General features: G+C 33.6%; 16 protein-coding genes. 5 read left to right on the top strand and 11 right to left on the bottom strand.

Features of this window, described 5'->3' with window-relative positions; genetic code table 11:
- Window positions 1-49 precede the first annotated feature (49 nt).
- The gene (locus M0M44_RS20805; RefSeq protein ID WP_248727443.1) at window positions 50-742 is read left to right on the top strand and encodes an SIMPL domain-containing protein; all 693 of its coding nucleotides are present in this window, start codon (window positions 50-52) and stop codon (window positions 740-742) included.
- An 89-nt stretch (window positions 743-831) separates the two neighbouring features.
- Here the strand turns inward: M0M44_RS20805 and M0M44_RS20800 are convergent, their stop codons facing one another.
- Window positions 832-2,202: a sensor histidine kinase gene (locus M0M44_RS20800; protein WP_248727442.1), complete on the bottom strand. Its 1,371-nt coding sequence runs from the start codon at window positions 2,200-2,202 to the stop codon at window positions 832-834.
- Window positions 2,203-2,603: 401 nt separating this feature from the next.
- On the opposite strand from M0M44_RS20800, the gene M0M44_RS20795 reads away from it, so the two are divergent.
- Entirely contained in the window at window positions 2,604-3,581 is a 978-nt protein-coding gene (locus M0M44_RS20795) for a YheT family hydrolase (RefSeq protein ID WP_248727441.1), read from the top strand.
- A gap of 8 nt (window positions 3,582-3,589) precedes the next feature.
- On the opposite strand, the gene M0M44_RS20790 is transcribed toward M0M44_RS20795, so the two are convergent.
- From M0M44_RS20790 to M0M44_RS20770, 5 genes are all read right to left on the bottom strand, one after another.
- A complete protein-coding gene (locus M0M44_RS20790) occupies window positions 3,590-4,354 on the bottom strand; it encodes a DUF2490 domain-containing protein (RefSeq protein WP_248727440.1) in 765 nt (254 codons plus the stop codon).
- Between the two features lie 249 nt (window positions 4,355-4,603).
- Window positions 4,604-5,452 (bottom strand): alpha/beta hydrolase, encoded by an 849-nt coding sequence (locus M0M44_RS20785; RefSeq protein WP_248727439.1) that lies wholly within the window; start codon window positions 5,450-5,452, stop codon window positions 4,604-4,606.
- A gap of 49 nt (window positions 5,453-5,501) precedes the next feature.
- Entirely contained in the window at window positions 5,502-6,056 is a 555-nt protein-coding gene (locus tag M0M44_RS20780; RefSeq protein WP_248727438.1) for a carboxymuconolactone decarboxylase family protein, read from the bottom strand.
- Window positions 6,057-6,073: 17 nt separating this feature from the next.
- Window positions 6,074-6,640, bottom strand: a complete 567-nt coding sequence (locus M0M44_RS20775; protein WP_248727437.1) for a cupin domain-containing protein — start codon at window positions 6,638-6,640, stop codon at window positions 6,074-6,076.
- An 11-nt stretch (window positions 6,641-6,651) separates the two neighbouring features.
- Window positions 6,652-6,870, bottom strand: coding sequence for a 2TM domain-containing protein (locus M0M44_RS20770; protein WP_163410185.1), 219 nt, complete (start codon window positions 6,868-6,870; stop codon window positions 6,652-6,654).
- 217 nt (window positions 6,871-7,087) lie between these two features.
- Here M0M44_RS20770 and M0M44_RS20765 point away from each other — a divergent pair, with 217 nt between their 5' ends.
- Entirely contained in the window at window positions 7,088-7,663 is a 576-nt protein-coding gene (locus M0M44_RS20765; RefSeq protein WP_248727436.1) for a Crp/Fnr family transcriptional regulator, read from the top strand.
- A gap of 74 nt (window positions 7,664-7,737) precedes the next feature.
- On the opposite strand, the gene M0M44_RS20760 is transcribed toward M0M44_RS20765, so the two are convergent.
- The 5 genes from M0M44_RS20760 to M0M44_RS20740 form a co-directional block, all read right to left on the bottom strand.
- Entirely contained in the window at window positions 7,738-8,535 is a 798-nt protein-coding gene (locus tag M0M44_RS20760) for a DJ-1/PfpI/YhbO family deglycase/protease (protein ID WP_248727435.1), read from the bottom strand.
- Window positions 8,536-8,572: 37 nt separating this feature from the next.
- Entirely contained in the window at window positions 8,573-9,892 is a 1,320-nt protein-coding gene (locus M0M44_RS20755; RefSeq protein ID WP_248727434.1) for an antibiotic biosynthesis monooxygenase, read from the bottom strand.
- Window positions 9,893-10,352: 460 nt separating this feature from the next.
- Window positions 10,353-10,919, bottom strand: a complete 567-nt coding sequence (locus M0M44_RS20750; RefSeq protein WP_248727433.1) for a Crp/Fnr family transcriptional regulator — start codon at window positions 10,917-10,919, stop codon at window positions 10,353-10,355.
- 209 nt (window positions 10,920-11,128) lie between these two features.
- The gene (locus M0M44_RS20745; RefSeq protein ID WP_248727432.1) at window positions 11,129-13,042 is read right to left on the bottom strand and encodes a sigma 54-interacting response regulator; all 1,914 of its coding nucleotides are present in this window, start codon (window positions 13,040-13,042) and stop codon (window positions 11,129-11,131) included.
- Between the two features lie 6 nt (window positions 13,043-13,048).
- Window positions 13,049-15,508, bottom strand: a complete 2,460-nt coding sequence (locus M0M44_RS20740) for a tetratricopeptide repeat-containing sensor histidine kinase (RefSeq protein ID WP_248727431.1) — start codon at window positions 15,506-15,508, stop codon at window positions 13,049-13,051.
- A gap of 494 nt (window positions 15,509-16,002) precedes the next feature.
- Between M0M44_RS20740 and M0M44_RS20735 the strand changes: the two genes are divergently transcribed.
- Entirely contained in the window at window positions 16,003-18,069 is a 2,067-nt protein-coding gene (locus M0M44_RS20735) for a fibronectin type III domain-containing protein (RefSeq protein ID WP_248727430.1), read from the top strand.
- Window positions 18,070-18,073: 4 nt separating this feature from the next.
- A complete protein-coding gene (locus M0M44_RS20730) occupies window positions 18,074-23,227 on the top strand; it encodes a T9SS type A sorting domain-containing protein (RefSeq protein ID WP_248727429.1) in 5,154 nt (1,717 codons plus the stop codon).
- The last annotated feature ends 2 nt before the right edge of the window (window positions 23,228-23,229 follow it).

Raw genomic sequence — 23,229 nt, 5'->3', positions numbered from 1 at the left:
CTGGCATAACTTTTGAAATGTCTTTTTTAAATATTAAAATTTAACAAAAATGAAAAAACTAGTATTATTTTTAACAATCATGTTTATGACTATGTCTTACGGCCAAGAAATCAAACAAATACCTCTAATTAATGTTAATGGAGAAGGAAAAGTAAAAGTAGCACCTGATCAGGTTTGTATTTCAGCTTCGGTTGAAACAAAAGGGAATAATGCTAAAGACGTTAAAAAACAAAATGACGAAAAGATGGACGCTGTTTTAAAATTCATCAAAAAAATGAATATCCCAACAGCAGATTTCAAAACAAAACAAGTAGCTCTTAATCCGCAGTACGATTATGAGAAAAAGAAAACTTCTTATAATGCTACACAAACGGTAGAAATCGTAGTGAAAGATTTAGCTAAATACGATGAGTTAATGGAAGGTTTGGTTCAGCAAGGAATTAATAGAATCGATAAGGTTTCTTTTGAAACATCTAAATTAGCACAATACGAGTCTGAAGCTAGAAAATTAGCAATGAAAGATGCTAAAGTAAAAGCTGAAGAATACGTGTCTGTTTTAGGGCAAAAAGTAGGTAAGGCTTTTACAATCTCTGATAACTCTCAAGTTTACCGTCCACAGCCAATGTATGCTGCAATGAGAATGAAAGAAGCAGATTCAATGGGAGGAGCGTCCAACGAAACATTAGCTATCGGTGAAATTGAAATTACAGCAAATGTTAGTGTAAGTTTTGTATTAGACTAAACGAATATAAAAATTCCAATATTTAAAATCCAAATTCCAGTTCAAACCGGAATTTGGATTTTTTTATTTTATTCGTTTGGACTTGGAATTTAGACCACCTTTATCGGAAGTGTAAACTGAAATGTACTTCCTTTTCCTTGTTCGCTTTCTACCCAAATTGTTCCTTGATGAATGCTTACAAACTCTTTGCAAAGCAATAATCCGAGCCCGCTGCCTAGTTCGTTTTCTGTTCCTTTTTGTAGAACCTTTCCGTTTATTTTAAATAGTTTTTCTTTTATGTAGTCAGGAACTCCGATTCCGTTATCTGTAATCGAAATTTCTATTTTTTGATTTATTTTGACTAATTTGACTTTAATCTCACCGTTCTTGTCTGTAAATTTAATGGCATTACTTAGTAAATTTCGCAAGATGGTGCTAATCATATTTTTATCAACTTCTGCTTCGACAAGGTAAGCCGATTCAAACGTGATGTTGATGTTTTTATTTAAAGCGATATTTCGGCTTAATTCTATATTCTCTTCAATCAAAGCATTTAAAAGCACATTTTTGGGATTAAAGGCAATCATTCCTGTTTGTACTCTAGACCAATCTAGAAGGTTCTCCAGTAATTTGTAAATGTTCTTGTTCGAATCGTGCAGAAGCTCTGATATTTCTTTAATTTCTTCTCGACTGTATTTTTCGATATTTTCCAGTAGAATTTCAGAAAGAGAAACAGAAGATCCTAAAGGACCTCTTAAATCGTGAGAAATAATAGAAAAGAACTGGTTCTTATCGTTTAAAAGCTTTCTAATTTTATGATCCTGCTTTTCTTTTACCAAAAGTAAAAAGCCTACAATACCAATTAAAGTCAATAAAAATAGGCAAATGCTGTATAGACTATCGAAAATGTCATTGGAAATAATAAGATCTTGAGGATACAAATATCTGTGAATAATTCGTATTGCAATTAGAATTTCAAATGCCATGTAACACAAAACATAAAAAGTCTTAAAAAAGCTTTTTCCCTTTTCTGTAAAATAAGTTATAGTTGGCAATAAATAGATAAAAAATATGCCAATACCGCCAATTATGACACGAGCATTCAGTGACGCGTCAAAAAATGTGGAAATATTAAATAATACTATTGATGTTGCGGTAATTGCTATTTGAAACCGATAATGCTTTTTTGCATGCGTTTTAATAAGTGACAGCATAGCCATAGTTTCAAAGCAGCAAGCACCCAGAATCATAGAATTGGCAATGTTAATAGACGCAAAATCAGGAATGATATTTCGTAAAAGAGCCAATACCCAAGCAAGTGTAAGTATTAATTTGCCTAAGCCAAACCATTTTAAAGTTTTTCTGTTATCGCTATTGGCATATGAAAACGAAAAACTAAAAATAAGAATGCAAGTAAACAAATTGCCCCAAAAGTAAAGTAGAAATATTGTTTTTGGATCTACTGGTAAGAGTTCGAACATTAGAGGGATTTTGTTTTTAGAAATCGATTTGACAAATATACAAATAAAGTAAGTATTTAAGTTAGAGGTGGCGCGACAAGCGCAGTGTTCTAGAACATTTAACAATTTGTTTTCTTTCTAATGTGCTACAATATTAAGCTGTTTTAAAAATTAACAGGAGTTTATTTTTAAATTAATTTCTGGTATTTTGAAATAAGAAACAGATGCTGTAAAATCGTATACCTTAAAAAAAGCAATAGTTTTTACCGTTTTGTGTTATAGATTTAAAAATAACTTTCTTTCGATTTTTTTGGATGTGTTTTTTTAGGGAATTATTAAAAAGATAAAATAGAAAGAGAGAATTAATTTACATATTGAATGATTTCTTAGCTTTGTAGTAAATACCACAAAAACTCTTTGTTATGCCACTAATTGAACAATCAGAATATAATTCTCCTTCTATTATTCATCGCAACAGGCATGTTTCTACCATTTATGCTGCACTGATTAAGAAATTTGAAGTGCCTGAATACACAAGAGAAAAGCATGAATTGAATGACGGAGATTTTATCAATATCGATTATATTTTAAATGATTCAAAAAAGGCAGTTATTTTATGCCATGGTTTAGAGGGCGATTCGCGTAGAACTTATAATAACAGCTGTGCAGCCTATTTCAAGGAGAAAGGTTTTTCGGTTTTTGCTTGGAACAATCGTACTTGTGGCGGAGAAATGAATCGTCTTCCAAGGTTGTATCATCACGGTGCAGTTGATGATTTGGATGAAGTGGTTCAGTTTGCTTTGAAAAAAGGATTTGAAGATGTTTATTTGATAGGATATTCAATGGGAGGCGTTCAGCTTCTAAATTATTTGGGATGGACAAAAATAGATGAGCGCATAAAAGCTGCCGTTTCAATTTCGGTGCCAACTCATATTGCCACAAGTGCAGAGGTGCTTAAGCAAGGTTTTAACAGAGTTTATTTGAAGAATTTTACCATTGATATTAAAAAGAAACTGAAATACAAAGCAGCTCAATTTCCTGATTTTATCAACCGTGATCAAATAGATAATATTTCTACTTTTGATGAAGTCGATCAATATTTTACGGCTCCGCTTCATGGTTTTGCAAGTCGTGACGATTATTACGAGCGTGTTTCTCCAGAGTTTTCTCTTAAAAACATTACAACTCCAGTTTTAATTATTAATTCGCTAGACGATCCTTTTCTGGGCGAAAGATGTTACCCGAGAACTATTGCCAAAGACAGTGCGTTTGTTTATCTAGAAACACCAAAATACGGTGGGCATTGTGCTTTTCCGCTTCGTGATTCTGAGTATTCTTATGCAGAGAAAAGAGCTTTCGAGTTTTTTGAATCTTTCAGGTCTAACAATACTTTGATATAAAAGCAAATTTACTCATCGCCAGAATTCTCAATCTCAGAAGGCGCTTTTTTCCTGATGCTGGTACTCAAATAAAAAAACAATCTGATGGTGTGATTCATGTCATATTGATAGCCAGAATATTTTTGCTGGTATACATTCATATACCCAAAATCGTAACTCCATTTCGGATTAATATTTTTTCTAATTCCGATAAAAAATCGGTTTTGGTCAAAAGTATTGTAAACGACTTCTTCTCCAAAATGCAGCAAAATCTCATCTGAAAGAACCATTTGAGGCCATGATTTCTTATCGGAGATTCGAAAAGTAAAACTCATCAGATAACGAATTCTATTGGTAAAACGCCAATCGCCGCTGGGTTTATCGTTGACCATTTTTTCCTGCCAGCGCTGTTCATTTCGTAAGCGTTGCAAAATGCTGACATTTCCAAATTTTGTGTTTAACTGCGCTTGTTGGTAAATTCTGTTTTCATCTGCAAAAGTACTCCAGTCGGGATTTGACGGAGCTAGCCACATGTGCGCATATCCTAGATTTAAGGAAATATTTGAATTTGGAATATAGCTGATTCCTCCTCTTATAAAATAAAAACTCGGATCGGCGACAAAATCATTCCGCCTGATATGAAAGTCACCAATCACTCCCCAATGTTCTGCAAATTTGGTAACCGTATTGATAGAAACCCAAGTCTGAAGCTGCTGGTTGATTTCTTTTTTTTGAGTTTGCCCTAATATACTGAATGGAAGTAATAAAATCAGGACTCTAAAATTGTTATTCATAATAAGTACGATAGAAATTAGTTAAAGGGTAAATTTCTTTTGAATCAGTCTAAGGCAATTATGCAAACAATTATTACAAGTAAAGGTATTCTTTTTTAATGAAGGTTTATAGAGTAAGTTTAAAGTTTAATGTGTTTTATATCAGATATTTATGTTTTTTTTTGAGAGTAAAGTGTTAGCAACGATGTTTTGCGCCCACAAGCAAAAAAGGGCTGTCCTTTTGAAACAACCCTTTTTTTCATTTAAAAATTACTTCAATAAAATGTCTTTTATAAGTTTAGTAAGTTCATCAGATTTGGATATAAACGGACTATGCCCTGAATTGATTGTATATGTATTGGTAATTTCGGCTTCTTTTGCCATTTTTTGCTGAAAATTGTAAGTAATAGTATTATCAGCGGTTGTGAAGATGTAATACTTTTTCCCGCCAGCATTAAAATCTTCTGTTTTATAGTTTAAAGGCGTTCCAAGCGGAATTGTCGGTTCTGCTTTGTATTTTGAAACAAGAAATTGTTTTTGGGCATCTGTTGCATCCTGAGCAAATATTTTTGGAAGATTCACTTCTGGATTCGCGATTCCTGCTAAAGTTTGATCATCTGATAATTTTAATGATGGAGGTAAAAGTGAAGCCGTATCCATTTGAGAATAATCCAAAACGCTTTTTCCGTTTTGCGGAATAAAGCCAGCAACATAAATCAGTTTTTTGATTTTTTGAGGAATTTCTGCAGCAGTTTGAGTAATTACAGCTCCTCCTAAACTGTGACCAATTAAAATTACAGGTTCATTGTAGGTGTTAATAGCTTTTTTAACTTCATCAACATAAGCCTGAAACGAAACCTGATAAGCTGGAGTTGTATCGTCTCCGTGACCTGGCAGTTTTACGACTGTGACATTGTAACCTGCAGCTTTTAAGTCTTTTTCTGTTTGATCCCATACGTATGATGCTTGCCATGCGCCATGCACCAGCACAACTGGAGATTTTTTTACAGTATTATCATCGTTTGAACAGGATGCACTTGCGATGGAAGTAAACAAAAGCAGGAATAATTTTGAAATTGATTTGAAGGGAGTTTGAGAATTCATTTCTGATTTTTTCATTGTTTTTATATTTATTGTTGTTTTTATTAAAATCGGATGTTTTTTTAGATTAGGAAAGAACATCAAAACCATTTAAAACAGTTGCAAGAAGCGTATAAGCGCCAACTAAAAAGATGAGTTCGGCAACTCCGTCTTGCCCTAAAATTTCTTTGGCAAGATTATAAGACGAGTTAGAAACAATTTTGCCTTTGGCTAATACAGAAGCAATTTCATAAGCGATAGCTTCTTCTTGATTTAATTCATTTGGACGAATTCCTGATGCCAACGATGCAACTGCTTCGGCTGAAAAACCAAAATGTTTAGCCATAATTTCGTGAGCATAAAGTTCAAAACGAGCACCAAAGGCAGCGCCAATCGTTAGAATAGCCACTTCTCGCACTTTCTTGGAAAGTGTTGCATGATTGTCTAAGGAACGAACAAAACTCAAAGCAGGAATTCCAAATTGTGGGAAACCAAGCATGGGCGGAAACGGACCCGTCAAAGCACCTTCGTTGTTTAGCATTGAAACTGGCCCTTGGCTTGTTGTAATGAGTTTTACAACTTCGTCGTGTACATAGCGTACTTCGTCGTTCATTGTTTCTGGATGTATAGGATTTACTCGCATGATAGTGATTATTAGATTTAGCGAAGATTTTCTTCAAATTTTCCATCAATTAATATGAAGACTACACGGCAGATTTTTCCAGATCGATTGCTCCAGGCATGATTGGTACCTCTTTGTACAATGATATCTCCAGCTTTTGCCGTCGTTTCGCCTTCGTCCACAATCAAGGTCAATTCGCCATCCAGAACAATTCCGTAATCAATAGTTTCGGTTTTATGCATTAAAGGATGAGGTGCATTTCCACCAGCTTTTGAAGCGTTTTCTCCACTCATGGATTTAAAATGTTCCAAAGCTTGTTCTTGGGTAAGATTGCGGATTTCATCGCTTTCTGGCGGAAAATCGATCACTCGTATTCTTGTTCCTTGTTTTGGAGGACCCAGTATAAGTCCGTTTTCTTCAGCATCTTTAGAAATGCTGTCTATTAAGGCAGGAGTTTGTTTCGTGTTCCAAACCTCATGAAATTTAGCTCCATTTGGCCCACCGACCATATAAGTTCTTGCTGGAATTTCATCAGAAACTATAATTGCTTTTCCTTGTACATTATGTCCGGTTACGATGCGTCTGAATGTTGTGTTTGTTTTCATGATTATCGAGATTAGATTTTATTTTTTCTGAATACAAATACACCTAAATAGTGAAAGAGAACTCCAACTGCCCAAGCAGAGGTAGACCAAAGCGGCCAAGGATAAGTAGTGTCTGTTAAATACCAGATAAGGAAGATTATTGGAGTTGCTAATAGGAAAACAAGAAAGTGAATTTTGAATCCTAATTTTGGATTGTGTGCTTTAGTGTCGATGTTAAATTTAGTTTTCATGATTTTTTTTTTAATGATTAGTAATAGATTGTTTTTTTATGAAATGTTTTTTAATTGTATGATTTTCAATTTATTTACATGACAAAGGTAGAACGGGTGCTTGAGGAACATCGTTGACTTTGGTTAAGAACGAATCTTTTAGATTTAAAAAAAAGCATTTTGTATTTAGCAGAATAAAATCTAATTTTAGAGAAGTTATTTCTCTTAACGTATTGCTATGGATGCACTTAAAAAAGTTATAACATCATTTGTCCCGATGTCTGATGAAGAGTATAGTCTGATGCTTCCGATTATTGAAAGAAGGGAAGTGACAAAAGATACCGACCTTTTACAACAGGGAGAAATCTGCCGTCATATCTACTTTATAGAAAGTGGTTTTTTTAGAATGTTTTATGTGGATTATAAAGGGAATGAAATCAATTGCCGATTTGCAAAACCAGATGATTTTCTGGTAGATTTCGCTAGTTTCATCACGCAAAGAACAGCTCAATACTATTGCAGAGCGATGGAAGATTCCAAAGTAATTGCTTTAGAATATGAACAAGTAGAAAACTTATATCATAGTTCTCCCAACTGGTCCAAATTTGGAAGATTAATAGCAGAATATGCTTATTTAATCATTATTGAAAGAGAAGAAATGCTACATTTTCAAACTCCCGAAGAACGATATAAAACCATTTTAAAAAAAGAACCTTATCTTTTTCAGATGGTCTCGCAGAATCAGCTTTCCTCTTACATCGGCATAAAACCAGAATCTCTCAGTAGACTTCGTAAAAGAATGATCGGTAAATGATTCGTAAAATAAATGATAACGGAAGACAAAATTTTATCTCCCGTTATGTTTAATTCAGCAGTAATGTAATAGAATTACTTTTTCTTAACTAACCAGCTTTCAACTGCTTTCGAAAAATCAGCTACATCAATAGGATGTCTGCTTGTTATAATGTTGGCATCAACAACTACTGGCTGATCAGAAACAATTCCTCCAGCATTTTTAAGATCGATTTGAATGTTCCAATATCCCGTAAGTTTTCTTCCTTTTAAAATATCAGCAGATGCCAATACAACCGGTGCGTGACAAATGGCAGCGATCAATTTCCCCGATTTATTAAAATCCTGAATGAATTTGATAACGTCTTTGTCGTAGCGAAGATTGTCAGGATTCCACGCACCTCCCGGAATAAATACAGCATCGTAATCGCTAACTTTAATCTGATTTGCTGTTCGGTCAAATTTTATCCATCCAACAGGCTGTAAATATTGAATGGCCATAACGTGTGTTTTTGCCATTTCTGGACTGCTTAATCCGTATCTTGCTGGAGCAGGATTGTATTTTGGCGATACAATATCAACCTGAGCACCCAATTCTCTAAAATACCACACAGGGCCAGTTAGTTCTATTTCTTCAAAACCGTCTGCAGCAAGTACTGCGATTTTTTTGCCTTTTAAAACGGTTTTGTCTTTTACAGGATTAAAAAAGAAGGCTCTTAAAGCTTCGTTTCCAGGCGCATTTAACAGCGAAGAAACAGGCATTACAGAAACATGAGACGGTGTTGTCAATTGGTTGATCACATCTAATTTGTGATCGATATCTTGTGCTTGTGCATCTGATAATGCAACGGCGCTTAATAAACTTGCTGTCATAATTTGTCTTAATTTTTTCATGATTTTTTATTTTAACTATTACTACTGATTTTCTTTTTTATTCTCTTGTCATCGGAGCAAATTCTATAAGATTGTGCAGTCCGTTTTGAAAAGGAGGTTTTTTAATGCTGGTTTCCAAATATTCGATTACGGGTTTAATAGGAGGAAAGTTGAGATGATATTGAAAAGCATCATTGCTTCTAAATTTTTCATAGGTTACAAACTGAGTTTGATCTCCTTCAATTTCAGAAAGCTGGTAGGTTACTACGCCGGGTTCACTGCGAAATTGTGGCATTGCGATATGATAGGTGTCTTTAAAATTCTGTTCAGTTCCTTTTTTCCCATCAACAAAAAGCATAATCACAAGCTGATTGTCTTCTTTTTTGGAAGTTTTTCGCCATTGCTCTTTGGTTAAAGGTTCAAGATCTTTTACATAATAGATTTTGGGCGTAGTTTTTAAGGATTTTTGGATTAAAGATTGTAATGCTTTTGCTTGTGACTTTTTGCTGAAATCGTCTAATTGTTTTTTTTCGTTCCATCTTTCAATTAGCCATAACACATTAGGTTTTTCTTGTTCGTAAAAAGCTTCAGACATAATGTTTCCTTTAGATGAAAGCGAAGATGTTACATAATCTTTTAATGCTTTTCGAAATGGTTCTGAGGCATTTTCTGGCACTTCATACATCGTTAATTTTGCGATGGTTTCAAAAGCTGTTAACTGTTCTAAAAGAGCTTCACCAACTGCTTTTGCCGATTGCGGATTCTGTCCCGTAACCACACGCTGGTCAACCGTTACATGTGTTTGCCATAAACCTGATTTTTCAAAAATGGCTCCTCTTTCTATAAGTTTAGTTTCTAACAAGAAGGGCGCTGCTTTATCTAATTTTACGGCAGTTTCTTCTTCATTCGTAAAAGCATTAATTTTTTTGCCATCTACCAGATATTTATTATCAAGTTTAATATTTAATAGGGCTGCTGAACCATGAGATATTGCACTGATGATTCCGTTATTTTCATAAATTTTAGAAGCTATTGCATTCAGCTGTTTATTATTAGGCAAATCCCACATTGCGCCGTGACCGCCTGAAAAATGTATTCCTACATATTCTTCAGGATTGATCGCGTCTGGTTTCAGTGTGTTTTCTATTTTTTGTCTGTAATTTGTATCAAGCCAAAATTTCTTGTTTGTCGAATCGCTTAAATTGAATCCTTCTATAGGTGCTTTGCCTCCTTTCGGACTGACAAAATCAACTTCGTATCCGGCACTTGTTAGGACATCCCACGGATGTGTTACTTCAGAAAGATAAAAACCTGTTTTCTCTCCCGTATTTCCCTTTTTTTCATGGTTGGTGACCACGAATAAAATCTTCTTTTTCATGCTTTCAGAATTTTTAGCTTTAACACTGGCGGTAATAGTTATAAAGGCACATAGTGCAACTATTAAGACTTTTTGTGTAATTGAATTATATGATGTCGTTTTCATGTTTTTTCATTTTAATATTTCGGTTATCTCTTATACAAATTTCCATTTTGAATATTCGCTAGAAGTTGATTCAAATCACTTTAAAAGTGTGATTTTGATCACATTAATTTTAAAAACAAGGCAAAAGTATATCGGCCATTCTTTCCAAATCATTGACTTTGGTTAAGAATGGATATTTGATAGTCAAAAATTGAAGTTTTTAGAAATAAGGAGAATTTAAAAAAGTCCTAGTGGGACGAAATATTTAGAGAAATATTTGTAATTTGAAGAGGAGCTCCACAGAATTGAAATATTTGCTACGAGTAAACTTTTTAAATCTACTAGATTTATTTATAACATATTAAGCTCTTCAAAGCTAGTTATTGAGATAAATCCTGCTCAGTGTTTCCCGACAGACGCCAAGATATTCTGCAATGTATTTTTTTGGTATTTTCTGCAAAATGTTTGGATAATAACTTGCAAACTTTTCATAACGCTCTTTTGGATTGTCTGATAATAGAGAAATAATCCTTTTTTGCTGCGAAGAGTAGAGGAGGGTTAACTTCATTCTAAAAAAATGCTCCATTTTATGAAGTTCAGAAGCCAGTTTTTCTCTTGCATACAGCGTTAGACATAATATTTCGGCATCTTCCATACAGACAATATTTATGGCAGATTCTGTTTGATTGAAATAGGCATTATAATCTGATATCCACCAATTTTTTATCGCAAATTGAAGAATATGCTCCTTGCCATCTTTATTAATGTAAAATGCTCTAAGAGTACCTTTTATAATCCAATATTCGCATTGTACTTTGTCTCCACTTTGAATTAAATACTGGTGTTTTTTTATTTTTTTTTTGGTAAAAAAAGTTTTGATGTAAGCAAACTCTTCATCGCTTATGGGGGTAATTTCTTCAATATGATTTCGCAGCTGATCCATAATGTCTAGATATCAATATGCTATTAAAAATGACCAAGAACATGCCAATAATTTTGTGAAACAGATAAATGAACTGAAATGAAATCTTAACTGCTGCTGTTACTGGTTTTTTTTTAAAATATTGTTGAAATATTAGAAAATCAAAATCTTATATTTCTACGAAGATTTCGGAGAAAGATAAAATAATTCCGAAAAAATCGGAGTACTTTCTAGTTTGAGTAATCTTCTTTTTTAATAGATAGTTTATTTATTTTTGATTCTAGTGTTGTAGGTTTAATATTTAGCATTGAAGCCGCGCCAGCTGTTCCGCGTATTCTGCCTTTTACTTTTTTTAAAATAGAAATGATGTAATCACGTTCTATTTGCTGCTGTGCATTTTTTACATCTTCTAAAGTCTGATCATCTTCTTTAATGAGTGATTCTGAATTTGGAGAAGAAGAATTCAGATTAAGCTCTAATTCAGATTTTCCGTTATTTAATATAACCGACCTTTCCATAAAATTTTCTAATTCGCGAATATTTCCTGGCCAGTCATATTCATTCATTTGCCGCATCATTTTTGGACTGATACCATTAAAATTTTTATTGAATTCTCTGCAGAATTTCTCTGCAAAATGATATGCTAATTCTGGGATATCGCTTTTACGCTCGCGTAAGGCTGGCATTGTGATAGGGAATACATTTAGGCGATAGTAAAGATCCATTCTAAAATTGCCCATAGCAACTTCTTTTTCGAGATTTCGATTTGTTGCGGCCACAATTCGGATATTTATTTTTCTAGCCATATTTCCTCCCACAGAATCAATTTCTTTTTCCTGTAAAACGCGCAATAATCTAATTTGCATTTCATTCGATAATTCTCCAATTTCATCTAGAAAAATAGTTCCGCCATCGGCCAGTTCAAATTTTCCTTTTCTGCTTTCCACTGCACCCGTAAATGCACCTTTTTCGTAACCAAATAATTCAGATTCTATCAAGGTTGGAGATATTGCAGCACAATTAATTTTTATAAAAGGACCCTCTTTTCGCATAGAGAGATTATGAATGGACTGAGCTGCTTTTTCTTTTCCTGTTCCGCTCTCTCCAAGTATAAGAACCGAGGTGCTGTAAGGAGCAACTTGTGCAATAAGATCAAGAGCATCCAGTAAAAGAGGATGTTTCCCGACAATCTCACTAAACTGATTGGAAACAGTTTGCTTAAAATTATCTTTCATATTTTCTTTCGAGATCTTTTGCCGATTTGTAACTTGATTCATAAGGTCTTCGAAATGCTTTCGTGCACTTGTCAGTAAGTCAATATGATATTGCGAATAGATTTTTTTCTTTTGGTTGCAGCATATAAATTGAACGCTTAATTTGTCATTTAATGGAAAAGGAAATACCAGAAAAGATTCTGCTCTAAAATGTTTTTTTATGAAAGATAATTTTGGATTAAGATGGTCCGTTTCATAAATAAGGGGTTCATTTTCCAGATAATTGATTTCGGTAAAAGATGAATTACTTTTTGAATTCGTGATGTTTTCTAATTCTCTTTCGCCTATGTATTGATATTCATTAAAACCTATGCGTAAATAAGCAGTGCATTTTTTTTGATCGGAGTTTTTTATTTCGAAAACAATAAGTTCGTAAGGGATAAAAGCTTGTAATAATTGTGCAATTTCATTTAGATAATCTTCATATTGAAGCGTTTGACGGCTTATTGTATTTAGCTTTTCTTGTAAAAGCTTTTCTTGTCTTGAGCGAGATTCTATGCTGTTTTTATGTCTGTACGTAGCAATTTCTAAAGTAATCAGTAAATCTTTTTCTCGAAATGGTTTTACAAGAAAACCGTAAGGATCCGTTTTTTTTGCTTCTTCAAGTATGGTTTGATTCGAATTGGCAGACAAATAAACAAAAGCAATATTCTCAGTTTTTAATTTTTTTGCGAGATCAATTCCAGATTGTTTGCCTTCCAAATAAATATCCAATAATACAAGATCAGGTTTATTTTTTGCAATATGTTGGTATGCCTCTTCAGCCGAAACAGCAATTCCAGTCACCATATAGCCTGCTTGTTTTAATATTAGTTGCAGGTCATTTGCGACTATAAATTCATCTTCTACAATTAAAACTTTGTTGTTCATTGTAAATCAATTGTTTAGATGTGTAAATTTAATTATTATATGTACGCCGTTATTATTTTCGATGCTAAAACTGCCTTTTAATTGTTTTGAAAGACCTTTTATGAGATTAAGTCCGAAAGAATTAGGATCGGCTTTGTTGGTAAAATCAGGTAGGCCTATTCCGTTATCAGCTATTTTAAGAATAATATTGTCTTTATCTTCATAAAACAGACTGATTTCTATTGTTCCGTTTTGTTTTTCTAAAAAGGCATATTTTATAGCATTGACAACACTTTCAGTAACGATTAACCCGAGCGGAATGGCTTGTGAAATATTCAAATTTATTGCCTCGATATTCTTTTTGAAAACAATCTGATTTTCATTGTCAAAACTTTCATGTAAATAATGAACTAATTCATCTATATATTGAGGCATAGCAATAGTCGAAATATTATCATCATGATACAATTTTTGATGAATCATTGACACGGCCTGCATCCGACGGAGACTGTCCTTAACCGCCATTTTCGCATCACTGTCTTTAAGATAGGTCGATTGTGAGTTGAGCAGGCTTGTCACCATTTGTAAATTATTTTTTACTCGATGATGCACCTCTTTAATAAGCCATTCTTTTTCTTTTAACAGTTTTTGCTGTTCGTGGTTTAAGCTTTCCAGAAAGTTATTCTTTTGATCCAATTCACGTTGGCTGGCTTCTAGTTTGCGATTGTTTTTTTGTTTAATGATATAGCTGTATAGTAAAAGACACATAATGACAATTAGTAACAGTGAACCGATAAGAAGGATGTTCTTTTCCCTTTCGGTTTCTCGTGACTTAATGAGCTGTAGCTGATTTTGAGTATGCAGTAATTTAATGTTCTTGTCTTTCTTATCGGCTTCATATTTAATTAATAATTCTGCAAACTTTTTTTGCTGTTCTTTATTAAAAGCAGAGTCTTTATATTTCTGACTTAAAACCAAATTTTTAATCGCGTCATTGTATTTTTTTTCGGTAGAATCAATTTTAAAAAGGTTGTAGTAATACTGGCTTTTTTCTGCAACTCCTATTTCAAAAGTATGCGAAATTCCATTTTTAAGCAGTTGTCTCGCTTTATCGTTTTTACCTATATTTTGGTAAAAAGAAGCGATTTGAAAAAAGGCAGCTGGAAATTCGTCATGAACATATTGAAGGGGGTAGTTTTGGGCTATATTTTGAAAAATAGAATAGTTTTTTTCTGCTAGATCTACCTTTTTTAATTTCTCATAAGTTCCTCCAAGTATGAAGGCAAAGTGCATCTTTTCAAAATCGGTAACAGGAGGAAATTCGCTTGCTGTTTTTTTCAACAGAGTTAAAGCTTCGTTGTTTCGATGCAACTCATTTAAAACCCAAGCTTTAGATAAAAATGCTTTATACCAGTACAGTTTGGTTTCTTGAGTTTTATTTTCTAAAGCTTTCGTGTACCAAAAAAGTGCCTCTTGATTCTTTTTTGAATGTTGATATAACTGTCCTCTTCTTAAGAAAAACAAACCTTTAAATATAGAATCTTCTTTGGATTGAATACTTTCAATGCTTTTATTGGAGTAATACAAAGCTTTAACTAAATCTCCTTTTCGATACGATAAATAGGAAAGCACATCAAAAGCATATTGATTATGATGGTATTTTATTTCTTTTTGAAGCTGTAATATTTTGTAAATAAGTTTCTGCGAGTCATCAAAACGTCTGGCAATAAAATATTCGATGTTTATCTGCGATAAGGTTTCTATTTCCTTTTCCTTTTCTTTCAGATTTTGAAATATAGAAAGTGCTTTTTGAAAATAAACCAATCTTTGCGGATTACCATATTGTAGTGCTTTTCCAGCTTCTAAAAATGCTCTGGCTAAATCCAGATTATTCTCGGATTGGTTACAGCGTTTTTCAATTTCTGAATATAATTTTTGACTTTCGTCTGAACTACCTCTTTGATTAAGAAGATTGGCTTTTAACATCATAGCACCCATTTTCCATTTATCCCATTTTTTCTGCTGTAAAATTTCTTCCAGATATTTTTCGGCTTGGTCAAGATCTGCTTTTTGTGTCCCTGTTTTAAAAATGAAATAATTGCTTAGTTCAAGCAGCAGTAAAAACCGATTTTCACCTTTTAAGTTGGGGAGTACATTTTTGGCTTGATTTACTTTATCCTGTTCGAGAAGTTTGATCGCAGGATTTGTTGTGCCATTATTATAGGTTTCATTGTAAGGAATTAAGATGCTCAAATTGTAAAGTCGGGATGAAGCTCTTACCGCACTATCTTTATCAATTTGTCCCTGACTGATGGTATGAAGATAATCTGAAGTAATGTGAACTAATAATCTTTGTCTGGCTATATCAGTATATCCAGATTTATTATACTGTGAGTATACATTTAGCCAACAAAAAAGCAGAACGGAAAGCGCTTTTCTGGCTATTGTAAAGTTTAAAGAAATTATATTAAAAAGCTTATGTTCCACAATAATATATTTTGAGTCAATTATAGCGTTTTGCTTTTAAAACTTTAATGAAATGTAAAATGTTGTTATTTAGTGTGTTATCAAAAATACAATAAAAGTATTAGGATTGAAAAATATCGAAAAGTATATTGTCAGTTTGATTAAAATGGCGTAAGAAATTTGTTAAAATTTAAATGTATGCTAATGATATTTAATTGTTTGAATGTTTTGGAGATTTGTAATTACAGAAAGACAAATGAAATGATTTTAAGGACTTTGTTTTTATCAATAGTAAGCGCTTCGTCAGCAAGAATGTTATAGAAAAATATTTAAATTGATATTTTTTGATTTTAATTCATAAGAAAAAAACGGTAAAATTTAATTTAAAATATTGTATATCATTGTGTTGTGTTTTTTGTGTTAATGTGTTATTACATTGTAGTACGGGAAACCGTATTTAATTCATAATTAAAAAGATTACTTTTGTTTTTTTAACATGGAAATAATTACATCTTATGTCCCCAAATAAGTTTATTTTTTTCTTTTTATTGTTTATATCGGTATCCTATTCACAGACTAAACGTGCTGCTGTTGTGGTTAAAGCCCGAGCACAAAAGGATAAAATTTTAGTTCGCTGGGCTATCAATTCTCCAGCCGAATGGCAGAAAGCTAATAAAAAAGGATTTACAATTACCAGGACTACAATTCTACGTGACGGTAATGTCTTGCCTAAACCTGAGAAAATTCTTCTTACTCCTAAACCATTAACTCCCGAACCATTAGATTCTTGGATTGATTTTGTACAGAAAGACAATAATGCGGCTATTATTGCGCAATCTATTTATGGCGAAAGTTTTGAAGTAACAGGCGCAAAAGAAGGTGATTTGGCAAAAATAGTTAATATGGCCGACGAGCTAGATCAGCGATATACTTTTGCTTTATATGCTGCAGATATGAGCTTTGAAGGAGCTGTAAAAGCGGGTTGGGGTTATGTAGATACAGATGTAAAGAAGAATGAAGTATATGCTTACCAAGTAAAGGTTTTTGAAAGTCCGCAGGTAAAAGAAGCTTCCTATATGATTGGTTTAAAAGATTATTCGGTTCTGCCTGCACCAACAGATTTTATTGCTGTTCCAGATGATAGAAAAGTACTGCTTTCTTGGGATTATGAAACCTTCAAAAGAATTTATACCTCGTTTATGGTAGAAAAATCTTCAGATGGAATTAATTATAAACCAATATCAAATACCGGACTTGTTAACTTAAATGATAAAGAAGAAAATCCGTCCAAAAACATGTACTTTGTTGATACACTTAGTGTAAACGACAAAGTTTATCATTATAGATTATATGGTATAACTTCGTTTGGAGAAAAAGGAGAATTTACAAAACCTATAACAGCTACGGGTGTTGCCGCTGTAGTAACTCCGGCAAGATTGGTAGATTATGCTATTATAAATTCAAATGAAGTTAATCTTGAATGGGATTATCCGAAAGAATCAGAAGGATTTATTCAAGGTTATGAAATTAATTTAGCAAGTAATGATAAAGGACCGTATAAGGTTGTTTCTAAAATTATTCCGCCATCTGAAAGAAAACTCAAGTTTAAAGAAGAACTGTATCCATCCAATTATTTTACCATTTCGGTTGTTGGAAAAAACAATCAGAGATTAACTTCCCAAAGTATGCTGGTACAGCCAGTCGATTCGATACCGCCAGCCAAGCCAATCGGGCTAGAAGGAGTAATTGATAGTCTTGGAACGGTTAGACTAAAATGGAAACCCAATACAGAAAAAGATCTTCGCGGATACCGAATACTAAAAGCCAATACGGCAGGAGAGGAGTTTGTAGATATTTATCATCAATCTTATAGTGGTACAGAGTACAAAGACAGCGTGAGTTTAAAAATGACCAACAGCAAAGTTTATTATAGAATTGCTGCTGAAGATATGCGTTATAATATCTCAGATCCTTCTGATATTCTGGTATTGGATAAACCCGATAAAATTCCGCCGGCAGCACCTATTTTTAAAGATTATGATAATAAAGATGGCAAAGTACACTTAAAGTGGATACGAAGCTATAGTGAAGATGTTGTAAGTCATAGTTTAAGAAGAAGAGAAAAGGGACAGGAGAAATGGTTGGAAATCAAACAAATAAACGACACTATTCAGGAATTTACAGATGATCGAATAGAAAACAAGAAGATTTATCAATATGCTATTCTGGCTAAGGATAAAAGTAATCTATGGTCTTCACTAGATCATTCAGTAATCACGGTTAGTGTGTTGAATTTTACACCAGTAAAAGTGATTACATTTTCGCAAGGAACAGCAGATAGAGAAAATCGAAAAATAGTTCTTTCTTGGGACTATGCAAAGAATAAAGGCAAGGTTCTAGGCCTAAGTATTTATAAAAATGAAAAAGGGCTTCCGCCAACTTTATGGAAAGAATTAAACGGAACTGTTTTTACTTTAGAAGATAAAAATTTGAAAATTAATAAAGAATACGAATATCATCTGGTGCCAAGTTTAGAAAATGATAGTCCAGCAAAAGCAGAGACCTTAACAGTTATGTATTAAGCCTATGAAGAAATTTTACTTATTTATTATTTTATTGGTTTGCGGATTAGGATATGCTCAAGGTCAGACTGCAAAATTGGGTTCATACGAAGTTATTTTTGATGGCTGGGCTTATAATGATGAACACCACAATTGCGGGACTGCATACGTTGCTTTAGAATTTAAAGATCCTAAACAAAATTATAAAGCTTTAGATATTACTTATTCTGATGATAGGAATACTAAATATTATACTTATGAGGGAACTAGAACTACATTCAAAGCAGATCAAACACTGTTATCCATGTTTTATTCTGCTTCAAGATACGATAAGAAGTCTTGTAACGGAAATAGGCCTTATAATATGGGGAGAGTTACAAGAACAGATAAATTTCGTTGCTATGATTTTACCTTTGAATTTAAACAATTTAAGAATGTAGATAGTGATGGGGAGGGGCTTGGCAGTTCTTCATTTAACGTAAAGATTCGTCCCGTTCTTGTAATTGTTGATCCTGGGAGTAAAAATGATTTGCCAACCGACACTAAAGTTACAATAAGCTCTGATACAGGTTTTGACAGTTCAGAATATAATTGGCAGTATTCATTTGATTATACAGATCCATATAGTTGGGTCAACATGCCACAATTTGCAACAAAATCAAGTTTTACAGCTAGTGCAAAAGATATTCTAGTTAATGATGCAGGAGAATATCATGGTAAAAATATTTATTTTAGACAAGTAGCATGTACTTCTGTCTCTAATATTGTTACTTATATCGTGCGCCAATCAGCTCCTTTAATTGAATCTTATCAAGAACAAGAAATGACATGTTTTGGTTCTAATGATGCTAAATTGACTGTAAAATTTGATAGGCCTTTATTTACTACCGAAAAATTGATTTTTAGTATTAAACGCTTTGATGAAACTCTAAATATGTGGACAGATCCGATCTGTTCTTCACAGGCAGATAAGTCTTCATTTAATGGAAAAAATTTTGTAGCGCCATGTGATTTTGAAAAAGGGAAGTATAGCCTAACATTTGCAGGATATATTAATGATGCCAGTACGAGCTCTACATATATAGATAGTAGCCCTTATATATTTAATATAGGCACACCCGATCCTGTAGATTTTTCGATTAAGAAAAAAAATGATATTAATTGTCATGGAGGTTCAGATGGTGCAATAACTGTAACGGCCACTGGAGGAGCAAAAAGCGGTATTTTTCAATATTCTACGGATCATGGGGTAAACTGGAAAGATTTTGAAAATGGAGCGACAACTTCTATAGAAGGTCTTAAATTAGGCTATCATTATGTTAGAGTTCGAAAAATAAAAGATGCAAGTGATCAAGTTGGTTGTATATCGCTAACACCAGAAAAAAAAGATAAAGAATTATCAGAAGAAATTACCCAACCTGACGGGGCTCTTGTTGTAGAAGGTAAAGTTTCAAAATCGAATCCTACTTTTCACAAAGCTGAAAATGGTACAATAACAGCTTCAATTTCTGGAGGAACGCCAATAAAAGGTAATTCGTATGCTTTTATTTGGACAAATAGTAAAAACGAAACTATCGATGCAAGTAAGTCATCTACTCAATTTGCGAATAATGTTTTTACCATTTCATTAAAAAACGTTCCTGCCGATACTTATAAATTATCTGTAACAGACGAAAGAAAATGTTTGATAGATAAACAAATAGATCCAAATTTAGAAGTTATATTAATTGATCCTGATCCGATTGAAATTGAAATTACTGTAGAGCAAGAGATTTCTTGTAATTCAGAAAGCCTAAACCCGATTGGAGGCGAAGGCAAATCCTCAGACGGAATATTAAAAGCTAAAGTAAGCGGAGGTGTGCCATTTGAAGGAGGAAATAATGGTGGTCAGCCGTATAAAATTTTCTGGTCAAAATATAATGAGGATACCAAAGAATGGGATGAATTGTCAGAGTATAAAAAGTTGGTTGCCGAAAATCTTTCTGAAGGTTTGTACTCTATAAATGTTGAAGATGCAAACGGAATCGTACGGGGAACTTTCGATACAGAAAAACTCTTAGAAGCAAAACCAGCTACTCAAAAAATTTCTGAACCTAAAAAAATACAGTTATCCTATACTTCGGGAAATGTTTCGTGTCATGAAGGTAATAACGGATGGGCAACTGTAACCGCAATAGGAGGAACTGGTGTTTATACTTATAAATGGTATAATACAGGAGAAGGAATTGTTGATGAAAATAAAATATCAAATTTAACTAAAGGAACATATACTATTGAGGTTACTGATGCAAACGGATGTTTTAGCACATTAGATATAGATATAGATGAGCCTGATTTCGCTGTAAGTATCAATTATGAGACAATAAAACCTCCTACTTTTTCAGGTGGCTCTAACGGTAAAATTATAGCAGAAGTAAAGGGAGGAACAGAATTTGATCCTGCATTAAATGGAGGCAAACTATATAATTACGAGTGGAAAAACTCGGCTGGATTGGTTCAAAATCCAATTGCTGAAGTAATAAATGGAGTTTATACTATCACCTTAAATAATGTGCCTGCAGATTTTTATTATTTGACTGTAACAGATAAAAATTACAATGAAGCGACTGGCCAGACGGTTAATTGTACGGTAGCAGAATCTGAAGTTCAATTGACAGAACCAGATCCTATAAAAGTGGTTTTCGAAATTGTTCAGACTATTTCTTGTAATGCTAAAAATGAGTTTGGGGACAATACCGATACAACTCCAAAAGATGACCAGAGAGATGAATCTCAAGATGGAATTTTGAAGGCTCATGTTACAGGCGGAATTCCGCTCCCATTAGATGACAACAATGGGTTGCCGTATTATTTTTATTGGAAAAAACAAAAGGAAGATGGTACTTGGATTGAGTTAAAGAACATAAAAGGAGAAACAGCTTCAAATCTTTCTTACGGGACTTATGCACTTAATGTAAAAGACAGAAATGGAATTGTTTTAGGAACTTATGTGAACAACGAGCTTGCCGAGGCGATAGATGTGACGCAATTTATGGATCAGCCTCCAGTCTTGTCTGTGAAAATCGAAAAAGGAGATGTTTTTTGTAATGGAGGTAATGACGGATGGGCAACTGCAACTGCAGAAGGAGGAAGCGGAGATTATACTTACGAATGGTCTAATGAAGTTAAATCGGATAAAAATACGGTTTTAAAAACAGGAAATTATTGGGTAATTGCAACAGACAAAAAAGGCTGTACGGCTTATGCTGAAGTTTTTATCGATCAGCCAAAAGCTCCGCTTGCGATTAAATATACTGAGGTTGTAAATCCGAGTTTCTACAAAGCAACAAACGGAAAAATTGTAGTTGAGGTTACAGGCGGAACTATTGCCGCAGACAATACCTATTGGTTTGAATGGAAAAATAGTAAAGGAACAACACAAACCAGCACAAGCACGAGCTTTAGCAATAACATTTATACCATAGCATTAACAGGACTTCCTGAAGAAACTTATACTTTAACGGTACGAGATGCTAATTACAATGTGGCGACAAATAAAACAAGTTGTACTGTGATTAATTCTGTTATAGAGTTAGACGATCCAGATCCTCTTGAAGTTACTTTTGAAGTGATTCGCACTATTTCTTGTAATGTGGGCAATGAGTTTGGTAACGAGATTGATGCTAATCCTCTAGATAATCAAAGAGATGAATCGCAAGATGGAATTTTAAAAGCACATGTAAAAGGAGGAATTCAGCTTGCAACAGCGAAAAATAATGGATTACCTTATTACTACACTTGGAAGAAAAAACAAGTCAACGGTTCTTGGACTATTTGGAATAATACAGGAGATACAGCTGAATATCTTTCTGAAGGAACTTATGCACTAAACATTGAAGATGCCAACGGAATAAAATTGGGTACTTATGTGAATAATGTTTTAGTCAAAGAAATTGATGCCGAGAAGTATATACCGCAACCAGATCAGTTGAAATTAACCTTTACGAAGTTTGATGTGGGCTGTACAACTGGAGATGACGGTTGGGCAGAAGCGCATGTAACAGGTGGAACGCCGCCTTATACATACGAATGGACAAACGGAGAAACAAGTGCTAAAATAGAAAACATTACCACAAACAATTATTTTGTAATAGCGACAGATGCAAAAGGATGCGTAGTTCAAGGAAGTATTTTTGTGGGAGATCCAAACGGAATTCTATCAACGGAAACGGTTAAAAATCCTATTTGCTATAAAGGAAACGACGGGTCTATAGAACTTAATGTTACAGGAGGAAATTTGCCTTATACGTATTTATGGAATACAGGAGCAGTTACCAAAGATTTAAATAATCTTATAGCTGGAAATTATGAAGTTACGATTACTTGTCCAGAATGTTGCGTTTATAAAAAGCGATTTGTTTTAAAAGATCCTGAGCCAGTTATTGTCAACGTTGGTCCAGATCGAACTTTATGTATTGACCAAAGTCTAGATTTAGATGCTTCAATAAAAGATCCGCAAGCAAAATATAGCTGGACTTCTACAAACGGATTCACTTCAAATGAAGCAAAAATCAATGTATCAAAAGCAGGAACGTATCATGTAAAAGTGACTTCTTCTTTAGGATGTATTGGCGAAGATGAAATCGTAATTAAAACGAGCCAGATGGCAATTAGCGCAGAATTTTTATTGAGTTCTCAGGCTTATTTAGACGAGGAAGTAATTTTGGTTAATACCAGCAGTCCTTTTGGAGAAAGCACAGATTGGGTTGTTCCAAATGGAGTAAAAGTTGTAGAGCAAAAAGAAAAATATATCACCTTAAAGTTTGATGCAATTGGAGTGTATTCAATTGGCTTAAAGCAGACACAAGGAGAATGTTATGCCGTTTATACCAAGAATATTATGGTAGAACAGCGCGGCACATTGCCAAATACCGAAACGGCATCGCAATTTATTATAGATTTTATTGTAACCCCAAATCCGAACAATGGTAATTTTAAAGCAATTGTAAATTTAGAAAACAACAGTGCGATAAATTTAAGACTGTTCTCCTCTTCTGGACAAAATACTATGATTCAAAAACAGGACTCAGGAAAGAAAAAGTATGAAATAGATTTTAATACTTCACTACAATCGGGTATGTATATTTTAGTATTGGAGACAGGACAGCAAACATTGGTTAAAAAAATTATCATCAATTAAAA

This window comes from Flavobacterium humidisoli, assembly GCF_023272795.1.
Classification (GTDB): domain Bacteria; phylum Bacteroidota; class Bacteroidia; order Flavobacteriales; family Flavobacteriaceae; genus Flavobacterium; species Flavobacterium humidisoli.
This window is presented reverse-complemented; position numbering and strand designations above follow the sequence as displayed.

What these genes read in the sequence shown, in the direction of transcription:
- M0M44_RS20805 (WP_248727443.1), top strand. Translation starts at nt 50, where the DNA reads ATGAAAAAACTAGTATTATTTTTAACAATCATGTTTATGACTATGTCT.
- M0M44_RS20800 (WP_248727442.1), bottom strand. Translation starts at nt 2,202, where the DNA reads ATGTTCGAACTCTTACCAGTAGATCCAAAAACAATATTTCTACTTTAC.
- M0M44_RS20795 (WP_248727441.1), top strand. Translation starts at nt 2,604, where the DNA reads ATGCCACTAATTGAACAATCAGAATATAATTCTCCTTCTATTATTCAT.
- M0M44_RS20790 (WP_248727440.1), bottom strand. Translation starts at nt 4,354, where the DNA reads ATGAATAACAATTTTAGAGTCCTGATTTTATTACTTCCATTCAGTATA.
- M0M44_RS20785 (WP_248727439.1), bottom strand. Translation starts at nt 5,452, where the DNA reads ATGAAAAAATCAGAAATGAATTCTCAAACTCCCTTCAAATCAATTTCA.
- M0M44_RS20780 (WP_248727438.1), bottom strand. Translation starts at nt 6,056, where the DNA reads ATGCGAGTAAATCCTATACATCCAGAAACAATGAACGACGAAGTACGC.
- M0M44_RS20775 (WP_248727437.1), bottom strand. Translation starts at nt 6,640, where the DNA reads ATGAAAACAAACACAACATTCAGACGCATCGTAACCGGACATAATGTA.
- M0M44_RS20770 (WP_163410185.1), bottom strand. Translation starts at nt 6,870, where the DNA reads ATGAAAACTAAATTTAACATCGACACTAAAGCACACAATCCAAAATTA.
- M0M44_RS20765 (WP_248727436.1), top strand. Translation starts at nt 7,088, where the DNA reads ATGGATGCACTTAAAAAAGTTATAACATCATTTGTCCCGATGTCTGAT.
- M0M44_RS20760 (WP_248727435.1), bottom strand. Translation starts at nt 8,535, where the DNA reads ATGAAAAAATTAAGACAAATTATGACAGCAAGTTTATTAAGCGCCGTT.
- M0M44_RS20755 (WP_248727434.1), bottom strand. Translation starts at nt 9,892, where the DNA reads ATGAAAAAGAAGATTTTATTCGTGGTCACCAACCATGAAAAAAAGGGA.
- M0M44_RS20750 (WP_248727433.1), bottom strand. Translation starts at nt 10,919, where the DNA reads ATGGATCAGCTGCGAAATCATATTGAAGAAATTACCCCCATAAGCGAT.
- M0M44_RS20745 (WP_248727432.1), bottom strand. Translation starts at nt 13,042, where the DNA reads ATGAACAACAAAGTTTTAATTGTAGAAGATGAATTTATAGTCGCAAAT.
- M0M44_RS20735 (WP_248727430.1), top strand. Translation starts at nt 16,003, where the DNA reads ATGTCCCCAAATAAGTTTATTTTTTTCTTTTTATTGTTTATATCGGTA.
- M0M44_RS20730 (WP_248727429.1), top strand. Translation starts at nt 18,074, where the DNA reads ATGAAGAAATTTTACTTATTTATTATTTTATTGGTTTGCGGATTAGGA.